At 37.6% G+C, this 18031-nt stretch carries 19 protein-coding genes; 9 read left to right on the forward strand and 10 right to left on the reverse strand.

Going from position 1 to position 18031, the window contains the following annotated elements:
• The first annotated feature begins 12 nt into the window (after nt 1-12).
• The 8 genes from NZD88_RS03095 (at nt 13) to NZD88_RS03130 (ending at nt 6247) form a co-directional block, all read left to right on the forward strand.
• Nucleotides 13-471, forward strand: coding sequence for an HRDC domain-containing protein (locus NZD88_RS03095; protein WP_259827348.1), 459 nt, complete (start codon nt 13-15; stop codon nt 469-471).
• A 124-nt stretch (nt 472-595) separates the two neighbouring features.
• Nucleotides 596-1945, forward strand: coding sequence for a histidine--tRNA ligase (hisS, locus tag NZD88_RS03100; RefSeq protein ID WP_259827349.1), 1350 nt, complete (start codon nt 596-598; stop codon nt 1943-1945).
• 193 nt (nt 1946-2138) lie between these two features.
• Nucleotides 2139-2675 (forward strand): PH domain-containing protein, encoded by a 537-nt coding sequence (locus tag NZD88_RS03105; protein ID WP_259827350.1) that lies wholly within the window; start codon nt 2139-2141, stop codon nt 2673-2675.
• A gap of 10 nt (nt 2676-2685) precedes the next feature.
• Entirely contained in the window at nt 2686-2811 is a 126-nt protein-coding gene (locus NZD88_RS03110; protein WP_259827351.1) for a hypothetical protein, read from the forward strand.
• A 101-nt stretch (nt 2812-2912) separates the two neighbouring features.
• Entirely contained in the window at nt 2913-3827 is a 915-nt protein-coding gene (locus NZD88_RS03115) for a PH domain-containing protein (protein ID WP_259827352.1), read from the forward strand.
• A 13-nt stretch (nt 3828-3840) separates the two neighbouring features.
• Nucleotides 3841-4686 (forward strand): PH domain-containing protein, encoded by an 846-nt coding sequence (locus NZD88_RS03120; protein WP_259827353.1) that lies wholly within the window; start codon nt 3841-3843, stop codon nt 4684-4686.
• A 16-nt stretch (nt 4687-4702) separates the two neighbouring features.
• Nucleotides 4703-5347, forward strand: a complete 645-nt coding sequence (locus NZD88_RS03125) for a GNAT family N-acetyltransferase (RefSeq protein ID WP_259827355.1) — start codon at nt 4703-4705, stop codon at nt 5345-5347.
• Between the two features lie 108 nt (nt 5348-5455).
• Nucleotides 5456-6247: a class I SAM-dependent methyltransferase gene (locus tag NZD88_RS03130; protein WP_259827356.1), complete on the forward strand. Its 792-nt coding sequence runs from the start codon at nt 5456-5458 to the stop codon at nt 6245-6247.
• 92 nt (nt 6248-6339) lie between these two features.
• Here the strand turns inward: NZD88_RS03130 and NZD88_RS03135 are convergent, their stop codons facing one another.
• From NZD88_RS03135 to NZD88_RS03145, 3 genes are all read right to left on the reverse strand, one after another.
• Nucleotides 6340-6576, reverse strand: coding sequence for a YtxH domain-containing protein (locus tag NZD88_RS03135; RefSeq protein ID WP_259827357.1), 237 nt, complete (start codon nt 6574-6576; stop codon nt 6340-6342).
• 97 nt (nt 6577-6673) lie between these two features.
• Nucleotides 6674-7516: an isoaspartyl peptidase/L-asparaginase gene (locus tag NZD88_RS03140; RefSeq protein WP_259827359.1), complete on the reverse strand. Its 843-nt coding sequence runs from the start codon at nt 7514-7516 to the stop codon at nt 6674-6676.
• A gap of 100 nt (nt 7517-7616) precedes the next feature.
• Nucleotides 7617-8507: a cyanophycinase gene (locus NZD88_RS03145; RefSeq protein WP_394332549.1), complete on the reverse strand. Its 891-nt coding sequence runs from the start codon at nt 8505-8507 to the stop codon at nt 7617-7619.
• Nucleotides 8508-8704: 197 nt separating this feature from the next.
• Here NZD88_RS03145 and cphA point away from each other — a divergent pair, with 197 nt between their 5' ends.
• On the forward strand, nt 8705-11335 hold the full coding sequence (gene cphA / locus NZD88_RS03150) for a cyanophycin synthetase (RefSeq protein ID WP_259827361.1): 2631 nt from the start codon (nt 8705-8707) through the stop codon (nt 11333-11335).
• A gap of 111 nt (nt 11336-11446) precedes the next feature.
• Here cphA and NZD88_RS03155 read toward each other — a convergent pair whose 3' ends face one another.
• The 7 genes from NZD88_RS03155 to NZD88_RS03185 form a co-directional block, all read right to left on the reverse strand.
• The gene (locus tag NZD88_RS03155) at nt 11447-11941 is read right to left on the reverse strand and encodes a MepB family protein (protein WP_259827363.1); all 495 of its coding nucleotides are present in this window, start codon (nt 11939-11941) and stop codon (nt 11447-11449) included.
• A 246-nt stretch (nt 11942-12187) separates the two neighbouring features.
• Entirely contained in the window at nt 12188-12889 is a 702-nt protein-coding gene (locus NZD88_RS03160; RefSeq protein WP_259827365.1) for a glutamine amidotransferase-related protein, read from the reverse strand.
• A gap of 17 nt (nt 12890-12906) precedes the next feature.
• Nucleotides 12907-14085, reverse strand: coding sequence for a hypothetical protein (locus NZD88_RS03165; RefSeq protein WP_259827367.1), 1179 nt, complete (start codon nt 14083-14085; stop codon nt 12907-12909).
• 185 nt (nt 14086-14270) lie between these two features.
• Nucleotides 14271-15104 carry a type 1 glutamine amidotransferase gene (locus NZD88_RS03170; protein WP_259827368.1) on the reverse strand — a complete coding sequence of 278 codons (834 nt, stop codon included), beginning with the start codon at nt 15102-15104 and terminating at the stop codon, nt 14271-14273.
• A gap of 35 nt (nt 15105-15139) precedes the next feature.
• Nucleotides 15140-16258 (reverse strand): carboxylate-amine ligase, encoded by a 1119-nt coding sequence (locus tag NZD88_RS03175; protein WP_259827369.1) that lies wholly within the window; start codon nt 16256-16258, stop codon nt 15140-15142.
• 31 nt (nt 16259-16289) lie between these two features.
• Nucleotides 16290-17243: an ATP-grasp domain-containing protein gene (locus tag NZD88_RS03180; RefSeq protein ID WP_169234686.1), complete on the reverse strand. Its 954-nt coding sequence runs from the start codon at nt 17241-17243 to the stop codon at nt 16290-16292.
• 60 nt (nt 17244-17303) lie between these two features.
• Nucleotides 17304-18017 (reverse strand): alpha/beta hydrolase-fold protein, encoded by a 714-nt coding sequence (locus tag NZD88_RS03185; protein WP_259827370.1) that lies wholly within the window; start codon nt 18015-18017, stop codon nt 17304-17306.
• Between the last annotated feature and the right edge of the window lie 14 nt (nt 18018-18031).

An 18031-nucleotide genomic window follows, 5' to 3' on the forward strand; every position in this document is an offset into this window, starting at 1 on the left:
CTAAAAACACAAATGATGAAAGTAAAAGTTTTTAAAATCAGACTTCCTGAAGAATTTCTCTACAAAGATCAGAAAATGCTTGATCACTTTCTGGAAGCAAACGAAATTATAAAAGTGGAAACCGCTTTTGTAAATGATGAATCTTATTGGTCTGTTGTCCTGTATTTTGAAGAGCTGAAAACGGCTAAAAATAATATAGTGAAAGAACCAAAGGCAGTAAAATACTCTGCAGATAATGATGTTTTAAACTCCGATGAAGAGAAAATTTTAGATGCCCTGAAATACTGGAGATCAGAGAAGGCGAAAGAACAGAATCTCCCCACTTATTTTATTGCGAGCAACAAAGAACTGATGTCTGTAGCCAAGTATAAGCCAGTGAAAAAAGAAGAGCTGCTTGAGATCAAAGGTTTCGGAAAACATAAGATTGAAAACTATGGTGAAGAAATCCTGGAAATCATTGAAAGCGTCTGATTTTTCAGATTAAATAATGATTAATGCATCCAGAGCTGGGGAAGATTTCTTCCTCAGTTTTTTATGTTTCGGAAAAGTCCTTTCAATTCCTTATTTTTGCATATATCAAAATGACATACAGCAAATGAAGCCAAGTTTAGCAAAAGGAACAAGAGATTTTACAGCACAGGAAGTTTCCAGAAGAAAATATATCATCAATGTTTTACAGAATAATTTCGAGTTATTCGGATTTCAGCCATTGGAAACGCCAAGCTTTGAAAATCTTTCTACTTTGACAGGAAAGTACGGAGAAGAAGGGGACCGACTGATCTTTAAAATTTTAAATTCAGGAGAGTACGCCTCGAAAGTGAATCAGGAAGACTGGGACAATAAAAACCATCAGAAACTGATTTCACAAATTTCAGATAAAGCCCTTCGTTATGACCTTACCGTACCTTTTGCAAGATTTGTGGCGATGAATCATGGAAAGCTTACATTCCCATACAAGCGTTACCAAATTCAGCCTGTATGGAGAGCAGACCGTCCGCAGAAAGGAAGATTCAGAGAGTTTTACCAGTGTGATGCGGATGTGGTAGGAAGCGAAAGTTTGCTACAGGAAGTGGATTTGGTTCAGCTGTATCTGAAATCGTTCTCAGATCTTAAAATTCCTGTGACTATCCATATGAATAACAGAAAGATTCTTTCCGGTTTGGCGGAATATGCCGGTATTACAGAAAAACTGATCGAATTTACTGTGGCTTTGGACAAACTTGACAAGATCGGGAAGGAAGGGGTCGTAAAGGAATTATTGGAGAGAGAAATTTCTCAGGAATCTATTGATAAATTGGAATTTTTATTCAATCAGTCGGATGATGCATTGGAAAACCTTCTTCAGTTAAAAGAAAAATTTGCAGACAGTGAAATTGGACTGAAAGGAGTGGAAGAGCTAGAGTTTGTTCTTACTCAATCTTTGAATCTTGGAGTAGATATGCAGAATCTTGTGTTCAATATTACGCTGGCCAGAGGTCTGGATTATTATACCGGAGCTATTTTCGAAGTGAAAGCGGATGAGGTAGCGATGGGATCTATCGGCGGCGGTGGAAGATATGACAATCTAACCGAGGTTTTCGGAGTTAAAAATATTCCGGGAATTGGTATTTCATTCGGTTTAGACAGGGTTTATCTTGTGATGGAAGAGCTTAATCTCTTCCCAGAAGAAGCTTCAACTCAGGTAGAGTACCTGTTTGCTAATTTCGGAGGAGAAGGAACGGTAGAAGCTTTAAAACTGATCATGCAGCTGAGACAAAAGGGAATTTCTGCTGAACTTTATCCGGAAAATGCCAAACTGAACAAACAGTTTACCTATGCGGAAAAGAAAGGCATTAAAAACCTAGTCTTCTTAGGAGAAGAAGAAATCAAAAACGGAACGGTTACTTTTAAAGACCTTGCTGCCGGAGAACAGAAAACACTTTCTTTGGAAGAATTTTTGGGATAATATCTAAAAAAATATAAAAGAAAAAGCATTATCTATTAGGTAATGCTTTTTGTTTTTAATGACTTTTATTATAGCTGGGTGTTGGCTGAGCTACTGTGGGATTTATTAATTGGTATAAAATAATAGCCTTATGTCTTTCCGTATTTTAGAAAAAAATTAAATTTGTAATATCTACCATTTATAAAAACAAATAATGAGTGAAAAATCAAGACTTGACGAAATAAAAGATGAGCTGGAAATATTAGATATCAATCCCACCATTTTTGCCAGAAAAGAAATTCATGCATTGCCGGAAGTGCTTTCAGAGAATGAAAAAATTGTGTATCTGATTGAAGGAAGAAATAAACTCACCAACCATCATATCATTTTAGTAGCCACTGAAAGGAGATTGATTTTTGTGGACAAAGAATTTATGTATGGATTGAAAGTAGAAGATTTTTCTTACGATAAAGTCAGTTCTATACAATATGAAAAGTCTTTCATGCTGGCCTCCATAGATATTCATATCTCGGATAATATTCTTGAGATCGATAATGTAGGAAAATATTATGCAGAATTATTTTGTGAAAAAGTAAGAGACTTTATGGCCCGTCCCAAAGAATATTTTCAAAGTCAATCCGAACCTACGGTTTTAGATCAATTGGAACAGTTGGGAAGACTAAAGGAGAGCGGAATTTTATCAGAGGAAGAATTTGCTGCACAGAAGAAAAAGCTGATGGAGAAGCTCTAAAATAAGATTAATGGGAAATATAGAATACCAGATCAGAAAAATGAATCCCTATCTTTTTTCATGGGCGCAGTCAGAAATGAGTGACTTTTCTCATTTCAGAGGAAGAATTTTCATCACAAAAGAAAAAATTGCTTGAAAGATTGTAATATTATCTTTCATTGTAGACACAAATTTGTAATTTGGATTAATGCCAATACTGTGTGGCATCAATCATTAAACTATTAAACATAAAACCAGATGAACACTGAATGTTCTTTATGCGGAGTTCCGCTTACATCCATGGATACCCTTTTAGGCGAAAATAAACTTTCGGACGGAGGGATTTTGTGCAATAAATGCCTGAATAAAGCCACGAATATTAATAAAGATCTTGTATCCGACCTTGGAAACTATAGCATTGTCCAGATCAGGAGTATGGTACTGAACGGAGGTGGTGAACAGGAGATGGCCATCGAAACTGAAGAGTTTCAAACCATACAGATTGCCCAACCCCGAATTGTTGAAACTCCATCTCAAAGTATCCAATTCACTTATACAGCGGACGCACCTTCGAGACTTGACGAGATCAAAGACCAAATCGTAGCTACAGGGGCTAAACTCAGCCTTTTCGTAGACAGTGAAGTAGAGGAATTGGTTAATGTTCTTGATAAAGACGAAAAACTTATCGCGATTGCAGAAGGGAAATATCTGTATAACAATCTGGAAGGAATTGTAGTATCAACCGAGAAAAGAATCATTTTCGTTGATAAAAAGTTTTTCGGGGGAGTTTTTGAAAATGAATTTCCACTTCACAAAGTCAGTTCAGTACAGCATGATACAAACCTGATGTCTTCAACGCTAAAAGTATATACACCCGGTTTTACGGCTGAATTTAAACTTTACATAAAGAGTGCGGCAAAAAACTTCTTTGATGCTGTACAGAACTATATCGGCCGTTCTGAGGATCAGATCAGACTTCAACAGATGCAAGTGAAGCTGCAACAGCAGCAAACGGTACCTCAACCTCAGCAATCTCAGCCGAATTCTGAACCGAAAGAAGCTCCCGCCGTGATTTTTGATCAGCTTGAAAAACTGGGAAAACTTCGCGAACTAGGTGTTCTTACCGAAGAAGAATTTGCCGAACAAAAGAAAAAGCTGCTGGCTAAACTTTAAAATATCATAAAAAATGAGCAATACCTGTGTATTATGCAACGCTGAACTGACGTCCATAGACACGCTTTTAGGCGAAAACAAACTTTCAGACGGAGGCAATCTATGTAATAAATGCCTGGATAAAGTAAGCAGTACCCATCAGGAACTTCTGTATAACCTCAATGCGTTTAGTATCAATGATATCAAAAGTCTTGTTCAAACAGGAAAAATAGAACCGGAAACAGAACAACTCCAAAAAAGAACAGAAGAAGCTCAGATAAACAGTATGGTTCAGTTTATGGAACCAGGTGATATGCCTCATGATCTTTATAAAAGAAGACTAAAAGAAATAAAATATCAAATGGAGCAGATAGGCGCCAACCTTTCCATGTTTGCAAAAGGGGAAATCAAAGAATTGCCCCGTATACTTGCCGTGGATGAAGTCATTTTGGCGGCAACAGATGCCCAGTTCTTAAAGACAGTGGACGCAGGCGTTTTACTGGTGACTCCCAAAAGGATTGTTTCTGTCTCAAAGGCTATGTTTGCACCGGTAAAGGTGAATACCTATCCCAATGAAACCATCACTGAAGTAAGTTTCGTAAGTAATCCCATATCTCCGGTTATTAAATTGCATACTGCAGATAAAGTTGTGGAATTTGAATGTTTCTGTGACAGACTGGATGCGGAAAGGTTTTATGGTTTCATCAACAAAATTTATAATCAGGTTAAAACTCAGAAGGAGATCGCTCCCACAAAGGAAGTAGAATCCAACCTTATTTTTGAACAGCTTGAAAAACTGGGAAAATTAAGAGAAAATGGAATTTTGACCGCTGAAGAATTTGCGGAGCAGAAAAAGAAATTGCTGGATCAGCTTTCATAAATAAAACCATAAAACCATGGAAACCAAAGTATCTCATGATATTGTAGAAAAATGGCTGAAGGCATGGTCGTTGTCCAGAAAGCTTTCGCTTCCGGTCAGATATAAATCCGGTTTTAAAGTAGAAGTAGGAGAGGAAAGACAAAAAATACGGTATGTTTTTTCTGAGCTCAATCATGATTTTATCAAACTCTCAAAACAGATTGATGAACCCTGGACCTATCTTAAAGTCTGTGCATTGCCGGATGAGGTAAAAAATACCGTATCAGGAAAGTGGATTATACAACCTCCAGGATACATGATGCATTGTTTCGGACCGATGAAAAATTCCGATACAAATCTTTGTGAAGATTATCGAATCGAGTATAAAAAATATAATTCTACAACAGTAATCAAAATCATTGCTGAAAACGGTGAACTGGCGTCTATTGGCCATATTGTAGTCGCAGATGATCTGGCGGTTTATGATAGAATTATAACCGAAGAAAAGTACCAAAGAAAAGGCCTCGCTACTTTCTTGATGCGGGAACTTGAGAAAATAGTCTTATCAAAAGGTATCACTAACAATTTCCTGGTAGCAACAGAGCAGGGAAAAAGGCTTTACGAATCGATGGGATGGGAGCTTTACAGTAATTATACTTCCATCGTTATTCCTGGCGACTGATTTTTCAGATAGCAGTTCTCAATTTATTAAAGTTTAAAAACTATCAAAACAGTCTCTCTATAAGAAGATTTAAAAACATTAGCTATATTAGCCTAAACTATTAAAATCATGGAAAACTACCTGGAAATCAATAAAAACTCATGGAATGCTAAAGTAGATCCACACCTGAAGTCGGATTTTTATTTTGTTGATGAATTTTTACAGGGTAGAAGTTCACTCAATTCGATAGAACTTGAGCTTTTAGGAGAGGTCAAAGGCAAAAGTATTCTGCATCTGCAGTGTCATTTTGGACAGGACTCTATTTCCCTCTCAAGAATGGGAGCGGACGTGACAGGCGTAGATTTGTCAGACAAAGGAATTGAGGCTGCACAGGATCTTGCACAGAAGTGCGGAACTGATACAAAATTTATCTGTTCGGATGTTTATAGCCTGCCAGATATTCTGGATGAAAAATTTGATATCGTCTACACGAGCTACGGGGTAGTAGGCTGGCTTCCTGACCTCGACAAATGGGCAGGATTGATTAATCATTTTCTAAAACCGGGCGGAAAGTTTGTGATGGCGGAGTTTCATCCTGTCGTCTGGATGTTCGATGATGATTTTACAAAAGTTGCCTACAATTATTTTAACGAAAAGCCTCTGGTAGAAACCTATGAAGGAACCTACGCGGATAGGTCGGCGGATATTGTTCAGGAGTATGTGATGTGGAACCATTCTTTAGCTGAGGTTTTACAGAATTTGATCAAGCACAAGATAGAGCTGGAAATCTTTCAGGAGTTTGACTGGTCACCATATCCGTGTTTTAGTCATGTAGAAGAATTTGAAAAGGGAAAATGGAGAATTTTACATTTAGGGAATAAAATCCCGATGGTGTATAGCTTGAGAGCACAGAAGAAGTAATACATTTTTTGTTTATACCATAAAAAAAGTCATCATAATCCTAAGACTATGATGACTTTCTATATATGAATGTTAAAAAAACTAATTTGCTCTTAGCTTAAAGTATCTTCAGCTTTTGTTTTAGCCTCATCTACTTTGTTCTGAACTTGGGAAGCAACGTCATTTGCTTTGTTCTTTACATCATTTCCCCATTTGTTTAGATTGTCCTTAGCGTTATTAATTTTATCTTTTACTGCCTGCTGCTCTTCAGGAGTAGAGTTTTTGTATTTCCAAAATGCTAAAGCACCGATACCTAATAAAGCTAATAATCCTTTTGTTTTATTTCCCATGATTTCTATTTTTAAAATGTTGTATTAAAATTTGTTATTGATTAACATGTAAAATACGTGCCAAAAAATTCAATCAGATGATAAAAAAATGTTAAAATTATTGGAAGACCTGAAAATTTTCACCATCGAAACTTGCAAAGACCATCGTAGGGTAAGAATCCTGATGGTACATATTTCCATCTTTATCAATAGCGATCGCTCCTGCGAATCCGTCAATGGTTTTAAGTTCCTCAAAGGTCTTCTGAAAAGCCTGTTGAAGACTCATCCCATCTGTAGTTCTGGTAACGATCTTTGCGGCGGTGGCATTGCTTACAATATCTTCTCCTACGCCGGTACAGCTCACTGCACAAATAGAATTGGCATAATTTCCGGCCACTGTGGCTGAATCTGAAATTCTCCCGGGAATCTCAAAACCTTTTCCGCCCGTGGATGTCGCTACGGCCAGTTTTCCTTCTTTATCCAGAGCCACACAGCCTACAGTTCCTTTTCCGCCGATCTTAAGTTTAGCTTCGTATTCACTTCTTCTTTGAGGAATCTCAGTTGAGAAGTTTTCAAAACCATGTTCGAATGCATACGTTTTGGCACCGTTTCCGCCGAGAACCCTGTCATCTTCTTTAATCAGCTCTTTCGCTACAAAAATAGGATTTTTGACATCCTGAAGGTTGATGACACCGCTTAGCTTCTGCGTTTCGCCATCCATGATAGCTGCACTCATCCGGATTACACCATCGCTCTGAATCTGAGAACCTATGCCCGCATTGTACAAGGGATCGTCTTCCAAAAGAGAAACTGCATACGCTGCCGTATCAAAAGCGGAATGGGACTGAAGATACTCGAAGGCTTTCTGTGTTATATGTTGTAAAGAATCTTGTTTTGCTGTTTTTACTTCATGGCTTTGGTCGCTTTCAGAGAAAAAACCGCCGTGGATTATTATTTTCATATGTTGTAGGTGTCAATTGTGAAAGTCAATTGTCAATTTTAAAGATAAGGTTAAAAATTTTAGCTGGTGAAATTCACCATTCACCATTTACCATTAACTTTTACTTATCCTGCGGTATCGGATTAAACTGAGAATTCTCGATCGTAAGTTTCTTTGTGGTAAGATCGTAATGGTCATTCATAGACATTACGTGTACGGTAAGATTATCGATTGAAATAGGTTCGCCCAGATTGATATTGGTAAGATTGGTATCCTTAATAAATCTTCCGTCTACCAGAATCACAAGTCCGGAACCTACAGCAGTCATGACATCATCGTGGATAAAAAGTCCTGTATCTTCACCCAATCCTATTCCTAATGTTCGCGGATTGTTGACAACCGCCTGGAAAAGACGTCCGATTCTGCCTCGCTGAACGAAATGCGTATCGATGATTACATTATCGATTAAACCAAGTCCCTGTGTTGTTTTGATCTCTCCTTTTAAAAGAGATTCAGAGCTGCTTCCCTGGTAGATCATATTTTCAGAAGCGGCGGCAGCACCTGCAGAAGTTCCTGAATAGATGAAATCCTGCTCCTGGTATTTCAGTAAAATAGTATCGTGAAATCTTGTTCCACCCAGAATAGAAGTCAGCCTAAGCTGATCTCCACCAGTGAACATCACCACATCAGCTGCATTGGCTCTTGCAGCCATAGCATCAGAATTAGCCTCTTCACGGTTGTGGATGTCAAGGATATTTACATTTTTAGCACCAAGAAATTCAAAAGCTTTTTTGTATTCGGTACCTACAATTTGAGGGATTTGGGAGGCTGTCGTTACAATTTCGATGACAGAGTTTTCCTTATGCTTTGATTCGTTAATGATCTTTCTCAAGATGCCTCTTTCAAAGAAATTAAGGTTTTTTTCAATGTTCTGATCGAAATCGGTTTCTGCAAAGCTTCCTTTGTTTACAGCTCCTCCGATAATAATTAATTTTCCAACGGGTCTCATCATATGTGCAAATTTAAAAAATATTTAACATTTGGCGAAATCCGTGCCACATTTAAATGGTTTTTAATGTTTTAGGATTGTTAATTTATTTTAATTCTTTTTTGAGAAATGTTTAAACGTGGTATAGTTTCGTTTAGGGTTTTACATTATCTTTGATTTTTGAAGGAGTTATTGTTAACTGATAAAAATGCAAATAGATTATGAAAATTGAGAAGATACAGGCATTACGCGGCCCAAATATCTGGAGTATCAGAAGAAAGAAGCTGATACAGATGAGATTGGACCTGGAAGAAATGGAAAATTATCCAACGAATAAGATCGACGGTTTCAGAGAAAGAATCCAAAAACTTATTCCATCTCTGATCACCCACAGATGTTCAGAAGGTGTAGAAGGCGGATTTTTTCATAGGATAGAAACAGGAACCTGGATGGGACATGTCATCGAGCATATAGCGTTGGAAATACAGACGCTGGCAGGGATGGATGTAGGCTTCGGAAGAACCAGGGAAACAAAATCACCGGGAATATATAATGTTGTCTTTAATTATATTGAAGAGAATGCGGGGATTTATGCCGCCGAAGAAGCTGTGAAAATAGCACAGGCTTTAATCGATGATCAGGAATATGATATCCAGGCCTGTATTCACAAATTGAAGGAGATCAGGGAACGTGTCCGTCTGGGACCTTCTACAGGAAGTATCGTAGAAGAAGCTGTTTCCAGAAGAATTCCATGGATCAGATTAGGAACAAACTCTTTAGTACAATTAGGTTACGGGGTGAATCAACAGCGTTTTCAGGCTACTATTACCGGAAAAACAAGCTCCATTGCGGTAGATATTGCGTGCAATAAAGAACTGACAAAGAAAATGCTTCACGATGCTGCCATTCCGGTTCCGATTGGAGATCTGATCATAGATGAAGAAGGTTTAAATGATGTGATAAGAAGAATAGGGTATCCTATCGTTTTGAAACCACTGGACGGAAACCACGGAAAAGGTTCTTCCATTAATGTGAACGATTGGGAAGCTGCAAAAATAGGATTGGAACATGCCCAAAAATATTCAAGAAAAGTAATTGTAGAAAAGTACATTACCGGATATGATTTCAGGGTATTGGTCATTAATAATAAAATGGTGGCTGCAGCAAGAAGAGTTCCTGCTCATGTGGTAGGTGATGGTGAAATGACTATCCAGCAGCTTATAGATAAAGAAAACAGCGATCCGAGAAGAGGATATGGTCATGAAAATGTCCTTACCGAAATAGAAGTGGATAAAGATACCATGGAACTTCTTGAAAAGCTCCATTATACCCTTGAAACGGTTCCCCAGAAGGGAGAAATCGTTTATCTGAAGTCAACGGCTAATCTTTCTACAGGAGGAACATCCATAGACGTTACAGATATGGTGCATCCTGAAAACATAACAATGGCTGAGAGAGTCTCTAAGATTATAGGTCTGGATGTTTGCGGTATTGATATTATGGCTGAAAATCTTACACAGCCCCTGAAAGAGAGCGGAGCTGCCATTATTGAAGTGAATGCAGCACCGGGATTCAGAATGCACCTCGCACCAAGCGAAGGCCTTCCCCGAAATGTAGCTGCTCCGGTGGTAGACATGCTCTATCCTCCCGGAAAACCTTATACAATTCCTATTATTGCCGTGACAGGAACGAATGGTAAAACAACGACAACGAGACTGATCTCGCATATCGTAAAAAGCAACGGCTATAGAGTAGGTTTCACGACTTCTGATGGTATTTATATTCAAAATACCATGTTGACAAAAGGAGACACTACAGGGCCGCTTTCTGCTGAATTTGTTTTAAAAGATCCTACCGTAGAATTTGCGGTTCTGGAAACTGCCAGAGGTGGTATTCTTCGTTCGGGACTCGGGTTTTCACAATGTGACATCGGGGTTCTGACCAATATTGAGGAAGACCATTTAGGATTGAATGACATTCACAACCTGAAAGACCTTACCAAAGTAAAAAGAGTCGTTCTGGACAGTGTGAAGAAAAACGGATGGAGCGTACTGAATGCCGACAATGAATATTCAATGAAGATCATGAATGATATTGACAGCAATATCGCGATTTTCAGTATGGATGAAAATAATCCTCATATTGTAAAATTTGCTAAAGAAGGACGGATTACCTGCATCTATGAAGAAGGTTTTGTAACCATCAAAAAAGGAGACTGGAAAATCAGAATAGGAAAAGCTAAAGACTTCCCGATTACCATGGAAGGGAAGGCCCGATTTATGATCGAAAATGTTTTGGCAGCAAGTTTAGCGAGTTACCTTTATGGTTTCGGAATTGAAGATATTTCCAATTCCCTGAGAACTTTTATTCCAAGTGCACAGCTTACACCAGGAAGGCTGAATATTTTTAAATTCAAAAGCTTTAAGGTACTGATTGATTTTGCACACAATCCTTCCGGTTATGAGGCCATCGAAGATTATCTGAAAAATGTGGAAGCTACAAAGAAAATAGGTATTATTTCAGGAGTAGGAGACAGACGTGACAGTGATATCAGAGAGTGCGGAAAAATCGCAGGAAGAATGTTTGATTATATCATCATCAGAAACGAAAAGCACCTGAGAGGAAGAACGGAAGAAGAGATCAACGGACTTATTATCGACGGGATCAACGAAGCAGGAAGAGATGTGAGCTATGAGATCATTCCTAAAGAAATAGAAGCTTTAAAGCATGCTATGGGAATGGCTGAAGACGGAACTTTTATTACCGCTTTAAGTGACGTTATTTCGAATGCAATCGACCTTGTACAGGAATATCAGGCAAGGGAAATTCTCGAAGACGATAAAAATTCATAAAAAATAAATAATCTATAAGAAAACGGCTGAATTTTCAGCCGTTTTTTCTATTTTAAATATCTGGTTTTAAGATCAGTATTTGCTTTGAAAAACAGACAGATTAAACAACTTCTATTTCAAATCAAATAATAACTTAGCTTTTTGAAGATACGATTCCGCGCTTTGAGATAGATCAATAAAATATACAGTCTGCCATTTTTGGGTAGCTTTAGCCTGTTTACTTTCCGTAAGATCCCAGCCTGGATAGACCCTGATTCCTCTTTTTCCAATTCTGTTTCCGTGAGACAAAATTGCTTTTTCGATAAGCATTTCCTTCGGGAAGATAAAAATGCCTTTGTCATTATCTTTGGATGCAGAGATCAAATAGAAATCAAAGGGATCATCCGAATCAAATGGAGCCGTTTCTCCGTCTTCATTCCGTTTCCAGATGGTGAAGAACTGACCGGTTTTAGTCGGCGTTATTTTAGACGTACGGAATTTTATATTCAAACCGTTTAATACAAAACTACAGCCGGAATATTCTCCGGATTCTCTGTCTTCCTGTGCATTTAAAAGTTTCAGTCCAAGCGGCTGAAAAATTGTTTCATCAACATTTTTAAGGGTCATTAAAATCATTTTTATTTTCTGTATCAGAGTTATCTTCTCATACAGTGAAGTTTCTATAAAGCTAAAAGCTTACTATCAAGTTATTATTTATATCTTAAGAACAAATTACAAAAAAAAGAATACATTATCTTGTTTTACTTTGTTGGTCTTATAAGTTTATAGCTTTGAAAATATCTTTCCAGCTATAATAAGAGTTGAATTCATAAAGAAATCAACTCTTGTTTTTATAATATTTTACTGAAATATTTAAATTTTCAATGACTTCTTTACAAACTCAATGATTAATGGGTTTGGGGCTTCAAGGGTAGAAGTCAAAGCGGGTTGGAATAATGTTCCTACAAAAAAAGGATGATCTGTAATCTCAAATGATCTGTGATTTCCATCCTCAGAAATTGATGTGAATACCATTCCATGATCCCTTAATTTGTTAATATATAGTTCGTTAATGCCGTAGCTGCAGTGATATTTTCCTAAAAGCGTATCCTCTTTTAAAATTTGATACAGAAAGCTGTTTTTTTCAGTTATATTAAGAATTTCTTCTTCACCTTTTAGGGAACAGGCTAATTTTTTTATCAGAAGATCCGGGCTTGTAGGGTCTGTTTCTTCATTTCCGGCATCTTGTATACCACATACATTCTGGGCAAATTCTATAACCATATGCTGGAATCCTCCACAATTTCCAAAAGTTGGAATATTATTTTCTCTTGCATAGCAGATGGTATTAAGTACACCATTCATATCCTTATACGGGCTTCCGGGTGCTACCCATAAACCTTTATAGTCTTGTTTTTCAAATACAATTCTTGCATCAAAAATATCTGTCGATATCCAGTCAAATTGAATCTCTTTTTTTAAGACCTTCTGTACATCCCTCGTTGTATTATTTAATTGGTGTAAGGTGTAATGTATGGGATTAAAATCTCCTAAAATTGCTATTTTTTCTATCATTTGTTAGTCTGTTTTTTTTATTCAAAAAATGCATTAGAACTTCCGATCCATATGGCATCTTTCTTATTAAAATCTACATTCACCATAGCTGCTTTAGTCATTCTTCCCAGATTTTCCAGAAGAATAGGGCGTTCCTCATCTTCATGCCATACATACAGCAGTCGGATCTCTGCTTTTGAAAATTCTCCGTTAATATCTTCGAAAATAGGCTCGTAAGTTACTTTTCTCTGTAAAATGTAGTTTTCCTTATCTTCAATAGCCTCTGTGATTTCTTTTGTAGGATTTAAATTAACTCCACTTCCTGCAAACGAAAACAAAGGTTTCAGAACAAAGTTGTCAAGATTTTCATGCTCCGGAAATTCATGCAGAAAATAACTTTTCGGAACAAACTGATGCTTCAGCATCGGAAGAAGAAATTTAGAGATTTTAAAGAACCAGTTGGGGTGCGTGATCCATTTTACGTCAATATCTTCACGGAAATCAAATCCTGCTTTTAAATCTGGAATTCTGTCCAGCTCATCAAAGATGACACGGTTATAGATTCTTTTGATCTCAACAAGTTGTCCATCGTTTTCATAGAAGAGCTTTCGGCCTTCTTTTTTTACTTTCGTAAGGCATACGGTTTTTATTCCTAATAACTTTTCTGTTAATGCAAAATCTATTGCCGTTTTCTGTTTCTCCGGAAATATTTCAAGAAGAATAACATGTTCAGGATTTTCGTCTCCTATGATCAGTTTTTTTAAATGATTTGTGAATTCATCATCAGGCATTTTGTTTCCGAGCTCCGAGAGAAAAGGGTAGAACTCACAAAAGGTTTCTTCAAAAGTTTTCTGAAAGGCATATAATGATGGAAAAGCCTGCAGCTCTATCAGTTGTGGTTCTATTTCTCCGTTTTCACTTCTGCAGATCCCGAAATCTATCGTGAAAAAATGAGGTTGAAGGGTGTCGTTGGGAACCCTGCAATTTTCAGGAACGGCCTTATAAAGAGTTTCAGCAGGGAGTTCCTTGATTTGGTCTATAATACTATCGCTGGCGTTAAGAAGTTTATTTTTAAATTCATGAGTAAGAAAAAGCGGACTTTCTGAAATTCTGAATGCAGGTGCAATACCTCCTTTCTGAGCAAGACGCTCTTTAAGCTGTTCGTATTTTTCCTGGGAAAACTCCTGGTTGAATTGTTTTCTATATTTTGAGATCATATTTTTTTCTTTGTGGTTTGATTTTAAAAAATCGAGCAGTGATTGCCCGATTTTAGTGTATTGTGGTTAATAAAATATCATTCTATTAAGATGCTTTGACCCGCTCAGTATGACATCTCTGATGCTAACTGTTTTTTAGCATTGTCCTGCCGGGCGGAGCCGAAGCATTTATTGTATAAAAAGGATTAAGCCAAAACTTTACTTCCCTTCAAAATGTTTTTTTTTGCTGACTGAAGAAATCTTGGCAGGATCTGGCCTCTGGTAAGTATGATCTTGTCTTCATCATCGATTCTATCTACCGTTTCAAGGTATTTTTCCATTCCGAAGTTCTCAATCATTGCCGTTTTATTTTTCTCGTCTTTCAGGTTTTCAATCATGCCTTTTGGATCAGCTTCCGGATGGAACTGTGTTCCAAATATTTCATCAGAGAAACGGACGGCCATTACAGCTCTTTCAAGATTGATATGGGGTCTGGATTTCTCGATAGCCATAATTTCCATACCTAACTCCTCAAAACGGTCTACATTGGGTTCGATGAACTGATAAGCTCTTGAATCTACAGCATAAAAAGGATCCTGAAGGTTTTTGAATAAAAATTCCTTCTCGCCTTCCTCTGTTTTGTGAACCGGCATTACCCCGAAAGAATAAGATCTTCTTTTGCAGATATTACCCAGTTTCCAGTGGATACTTGCCAATTGGAATGAATGGCAGATCAGAAATAGATATTTTTTATCCTCATTGTACTTGTTGTGTTCCAGAACAGCATCCAGAAAACCTGCATATCTGTCTTCCCACTCCAAGCCTTCTCTGTGTGGATTTCCCGGCCCGCCTGAAGAGATAAAAATGTCAAAATCTTCAATGTCCGGCATTTCATTCTTGAACCTTACATCAAATGTTTTGATGATTACATTTTCTTCAGAGCTTTTCTGGAATGCTTCCGAAATTTCTTTAATATTTCTAAAGCCTTGATTGACATGGTTGTTGTTCATATCCACCAGAGCGATTCGAATATCTTTCATACTACTTCATATTTTTTACAAAGTTACCAAAAATATTATGAAGCCATTTCGCCATGTGTTATGCCATACTCCGTTTCAGAGATCATATAATCCACTACTTTGGTAAGATCGCCTGTTTCATTAAATACTTTAAGTTGTCTGTCGGCTCCTGTTCCGTTTTCCAAAATGGTCCAGGCGTACTCAACCTCTTTTCTGCAGTCGAGCTCATCAACAACATCATCAATGAATTCCAGAAGTTCCTTCAACAAATGCGGATAAGGAACAGATTCTTCTTTTCCGAAATCGATAAGATGGGCCTCGATACCGCTTTTGGAAGCTCTCCATTTATTTTCGTTGAGCAACAGTCTTCTGTAGCTTCTGAAACTTAAATTCTGCTGGTGAAGTTTATAGATTTTGGCCACAAGACACTGCATGATGGCAGCCATACAAACCGTTTCTTCTATTCGTAAAGGCATGTCGCAGATTCTAAACTCAATGGTAGGGTAGAATGGGTGAACACGAAGATCCCACCATATTTTCTTGGCATTATCTATTGTTCCTGTTTTTACCAGAAGTTCTACATAACTGTCAAACTCAGCCAGTGAATTGAAATAGCTGGGAATACCGGTTCTTGGGAATTTCACAAAAATTTCCTGTCTGTAAGATTTGAAACCCGTATTTCTTCCTATCCAGAAAGGAGAGTTTGTAGAAAGGGCATAGACGTGCGGAAGGAAATAACGCATCACATTCTGAATTCTTACGCCTTCTTCACGGTTGGGGATTCCGATATGCACATGGAGCCCGAAAATTAAATTTCCGCGGGCAACATCACCCATATCATCTACAATTTTATTGTAACGTTCACCGTTAGTAATGGTATTATGTTCCCAGTTTGAAAAAGGGTGTGTTCCTCCTCCGGAAACCCGAAGTCCTTGTTCATGGGCTGTATTGATTAAATGCCTTCTCAGGTTAGTCAGTTCTTCCCTGGCTTCTTTGATATTCTGACAGATGCCGGTTTCCATTTCAATCATGGATTCGTGCATTTCATGCTTTAAATTTTCACTTAAAACCGCTTTGCCACCCTCAATAATTTTCGAAACATGAGATATTAAGTCTCTGCTTTCAACATCAATGATCTGATATTCTTCTTCGATTCCAATAGTAAATTGATGCATTTTTTTTCGTGTTTTTTTGTTTTTTTAATTTTTATTTTACTGAGTCTTTTACAAAAGTACCCCATGAAATATTAGGTTTTCCGGGAACGTATTCTTTAGCTTTTTCAATGGCAAGTTTAGCAGAATGCTCTACAATCCAGGCAAAGTTGTCTTCGCCAACAGAATTTCTGTCCGCATCAGGAGCTGGGTTACAGAAATCGATAGCATATGGAATTCCGTCTCTGATAGCAAATTCTACCGTATTGAAATCATAGCCAAGCGCTTCGTTCATTGTGATCGTGTAATCATGGATCGTTTTTAATAATTTCTCCAGTTCTTGTCCCTGAGTCTGATGCGTTGTAGCATATCTCAAATGGTGAGGATTACGCGGTTCATACGGCATAATGTGAACGTATTTTTTGCCCAGACAGTAAACCCTGTAATAATCGTCGAAAACAATTTCTTCCTGAACCATCATTACCAACTGTTCTGTTTCGCTTAATTTATTCCAAAGATCATCCGGATTTTCCACTCTGTATACGCTTTTCCAGCCACCGCCGTCATGGGGTTTCATATACGCAGGAAAACCAACATATTCGAAAATGTATTCCCAGTCATGAGGAAATTTAAGGTTTCTGAATGATGTTTCTGAAGTGTCTGAAGGTCTTTCGTGTGAAGGAAGCAGTACCGTTTTAGGAAGTGGAATTCCTAATTTTGACATCAGTGCATTATTGAAAAACTTTTCATCTGCGCTCCACCAGAACGGATTATTAATTACATAAGTTCCGTTAAGTGCGGCATTTTTCAAATAAGCTCTGTAAAAAGGAACATCCTGCGAAATTCTGTCGATAATTACTGCATAGCCGTAATCAGCACCTTGTTCTAGTTTGTCGATATTTACCGGTTCAGCAATGATTTCTCCGCCACCCAGTTCATTCACCTTGTCGATAAACGCCCAAGGAAATGTATCTTCCATACCGAATAGAATTCCCACTTTTTTTGCCATAATTTCTGTTTTTAAATTGGTATATGTGTTATTATTTTATCTTCTTAAATGTACTGTTTTTTATGTAAAAAAAGCACCTATAAATGTAGGAAATACCATTCTCCATAATGGCCAGTCGTGATTGATCCATTTTCTTTCGTCGTACCAGAAGTCTATTCCTTTTGCCTTTAAGATCTCTGCCATTTCAATATTTTTATCCCTGCAGATGTCCTGGTCGGAAGTACTCAGAACAATGTGCATATGTTTGTATTTCCAGGCTTCATCATTTTTGACAAATTCTTTCGGACAGTTAAAATAAACCAGTTCATCCGAATATCCATCCATAAAATTTCTGATGCTGAATGCCCCCGAAAGACAAAATAGATGAGAAACTACATCCGGAAACCTGAAGGCAAAATTGGCGGCATGATAACCTCCAAAACTTGCTCCGGCTACTGCTACACGGTGTGTCTTGTGGATCTTCTGGATGTATGGGATAAATTCCTGAATCAGGAACTGCATATACAGCTCATAATTCTTTATTCTTTTCTGGGGTGAAATCTTTTCATCATAGAAACTCCACGCGTCAATGGTCTGAACATTATAAAGCTTTATTTTCCCTTGTTCTATAAACCAATTGATGCTTCCGTTAAGATGGAAATCATGATTTTGGGTGTACTGTCCCTGAGAAGTCGGAAACATAATGATCGGATGACCATAATGTCCTGTAACTTCTACCTTAAGACTTGTTCCTAATATGTTCGAATAATAATCTGTATGTTCTATATGCGGCATAGATAAATTTCTTT

The organism is Chryseobacterium pyrolae, from assembly GCF_025153485.1.
GTDB classification, from domain to species: Bacteria; Bacteroidota; Bacteroidia; order Flavobacteriales; family Weeksellaceae; genus Chryseobacterium; species Chryseobacterium antibioticum.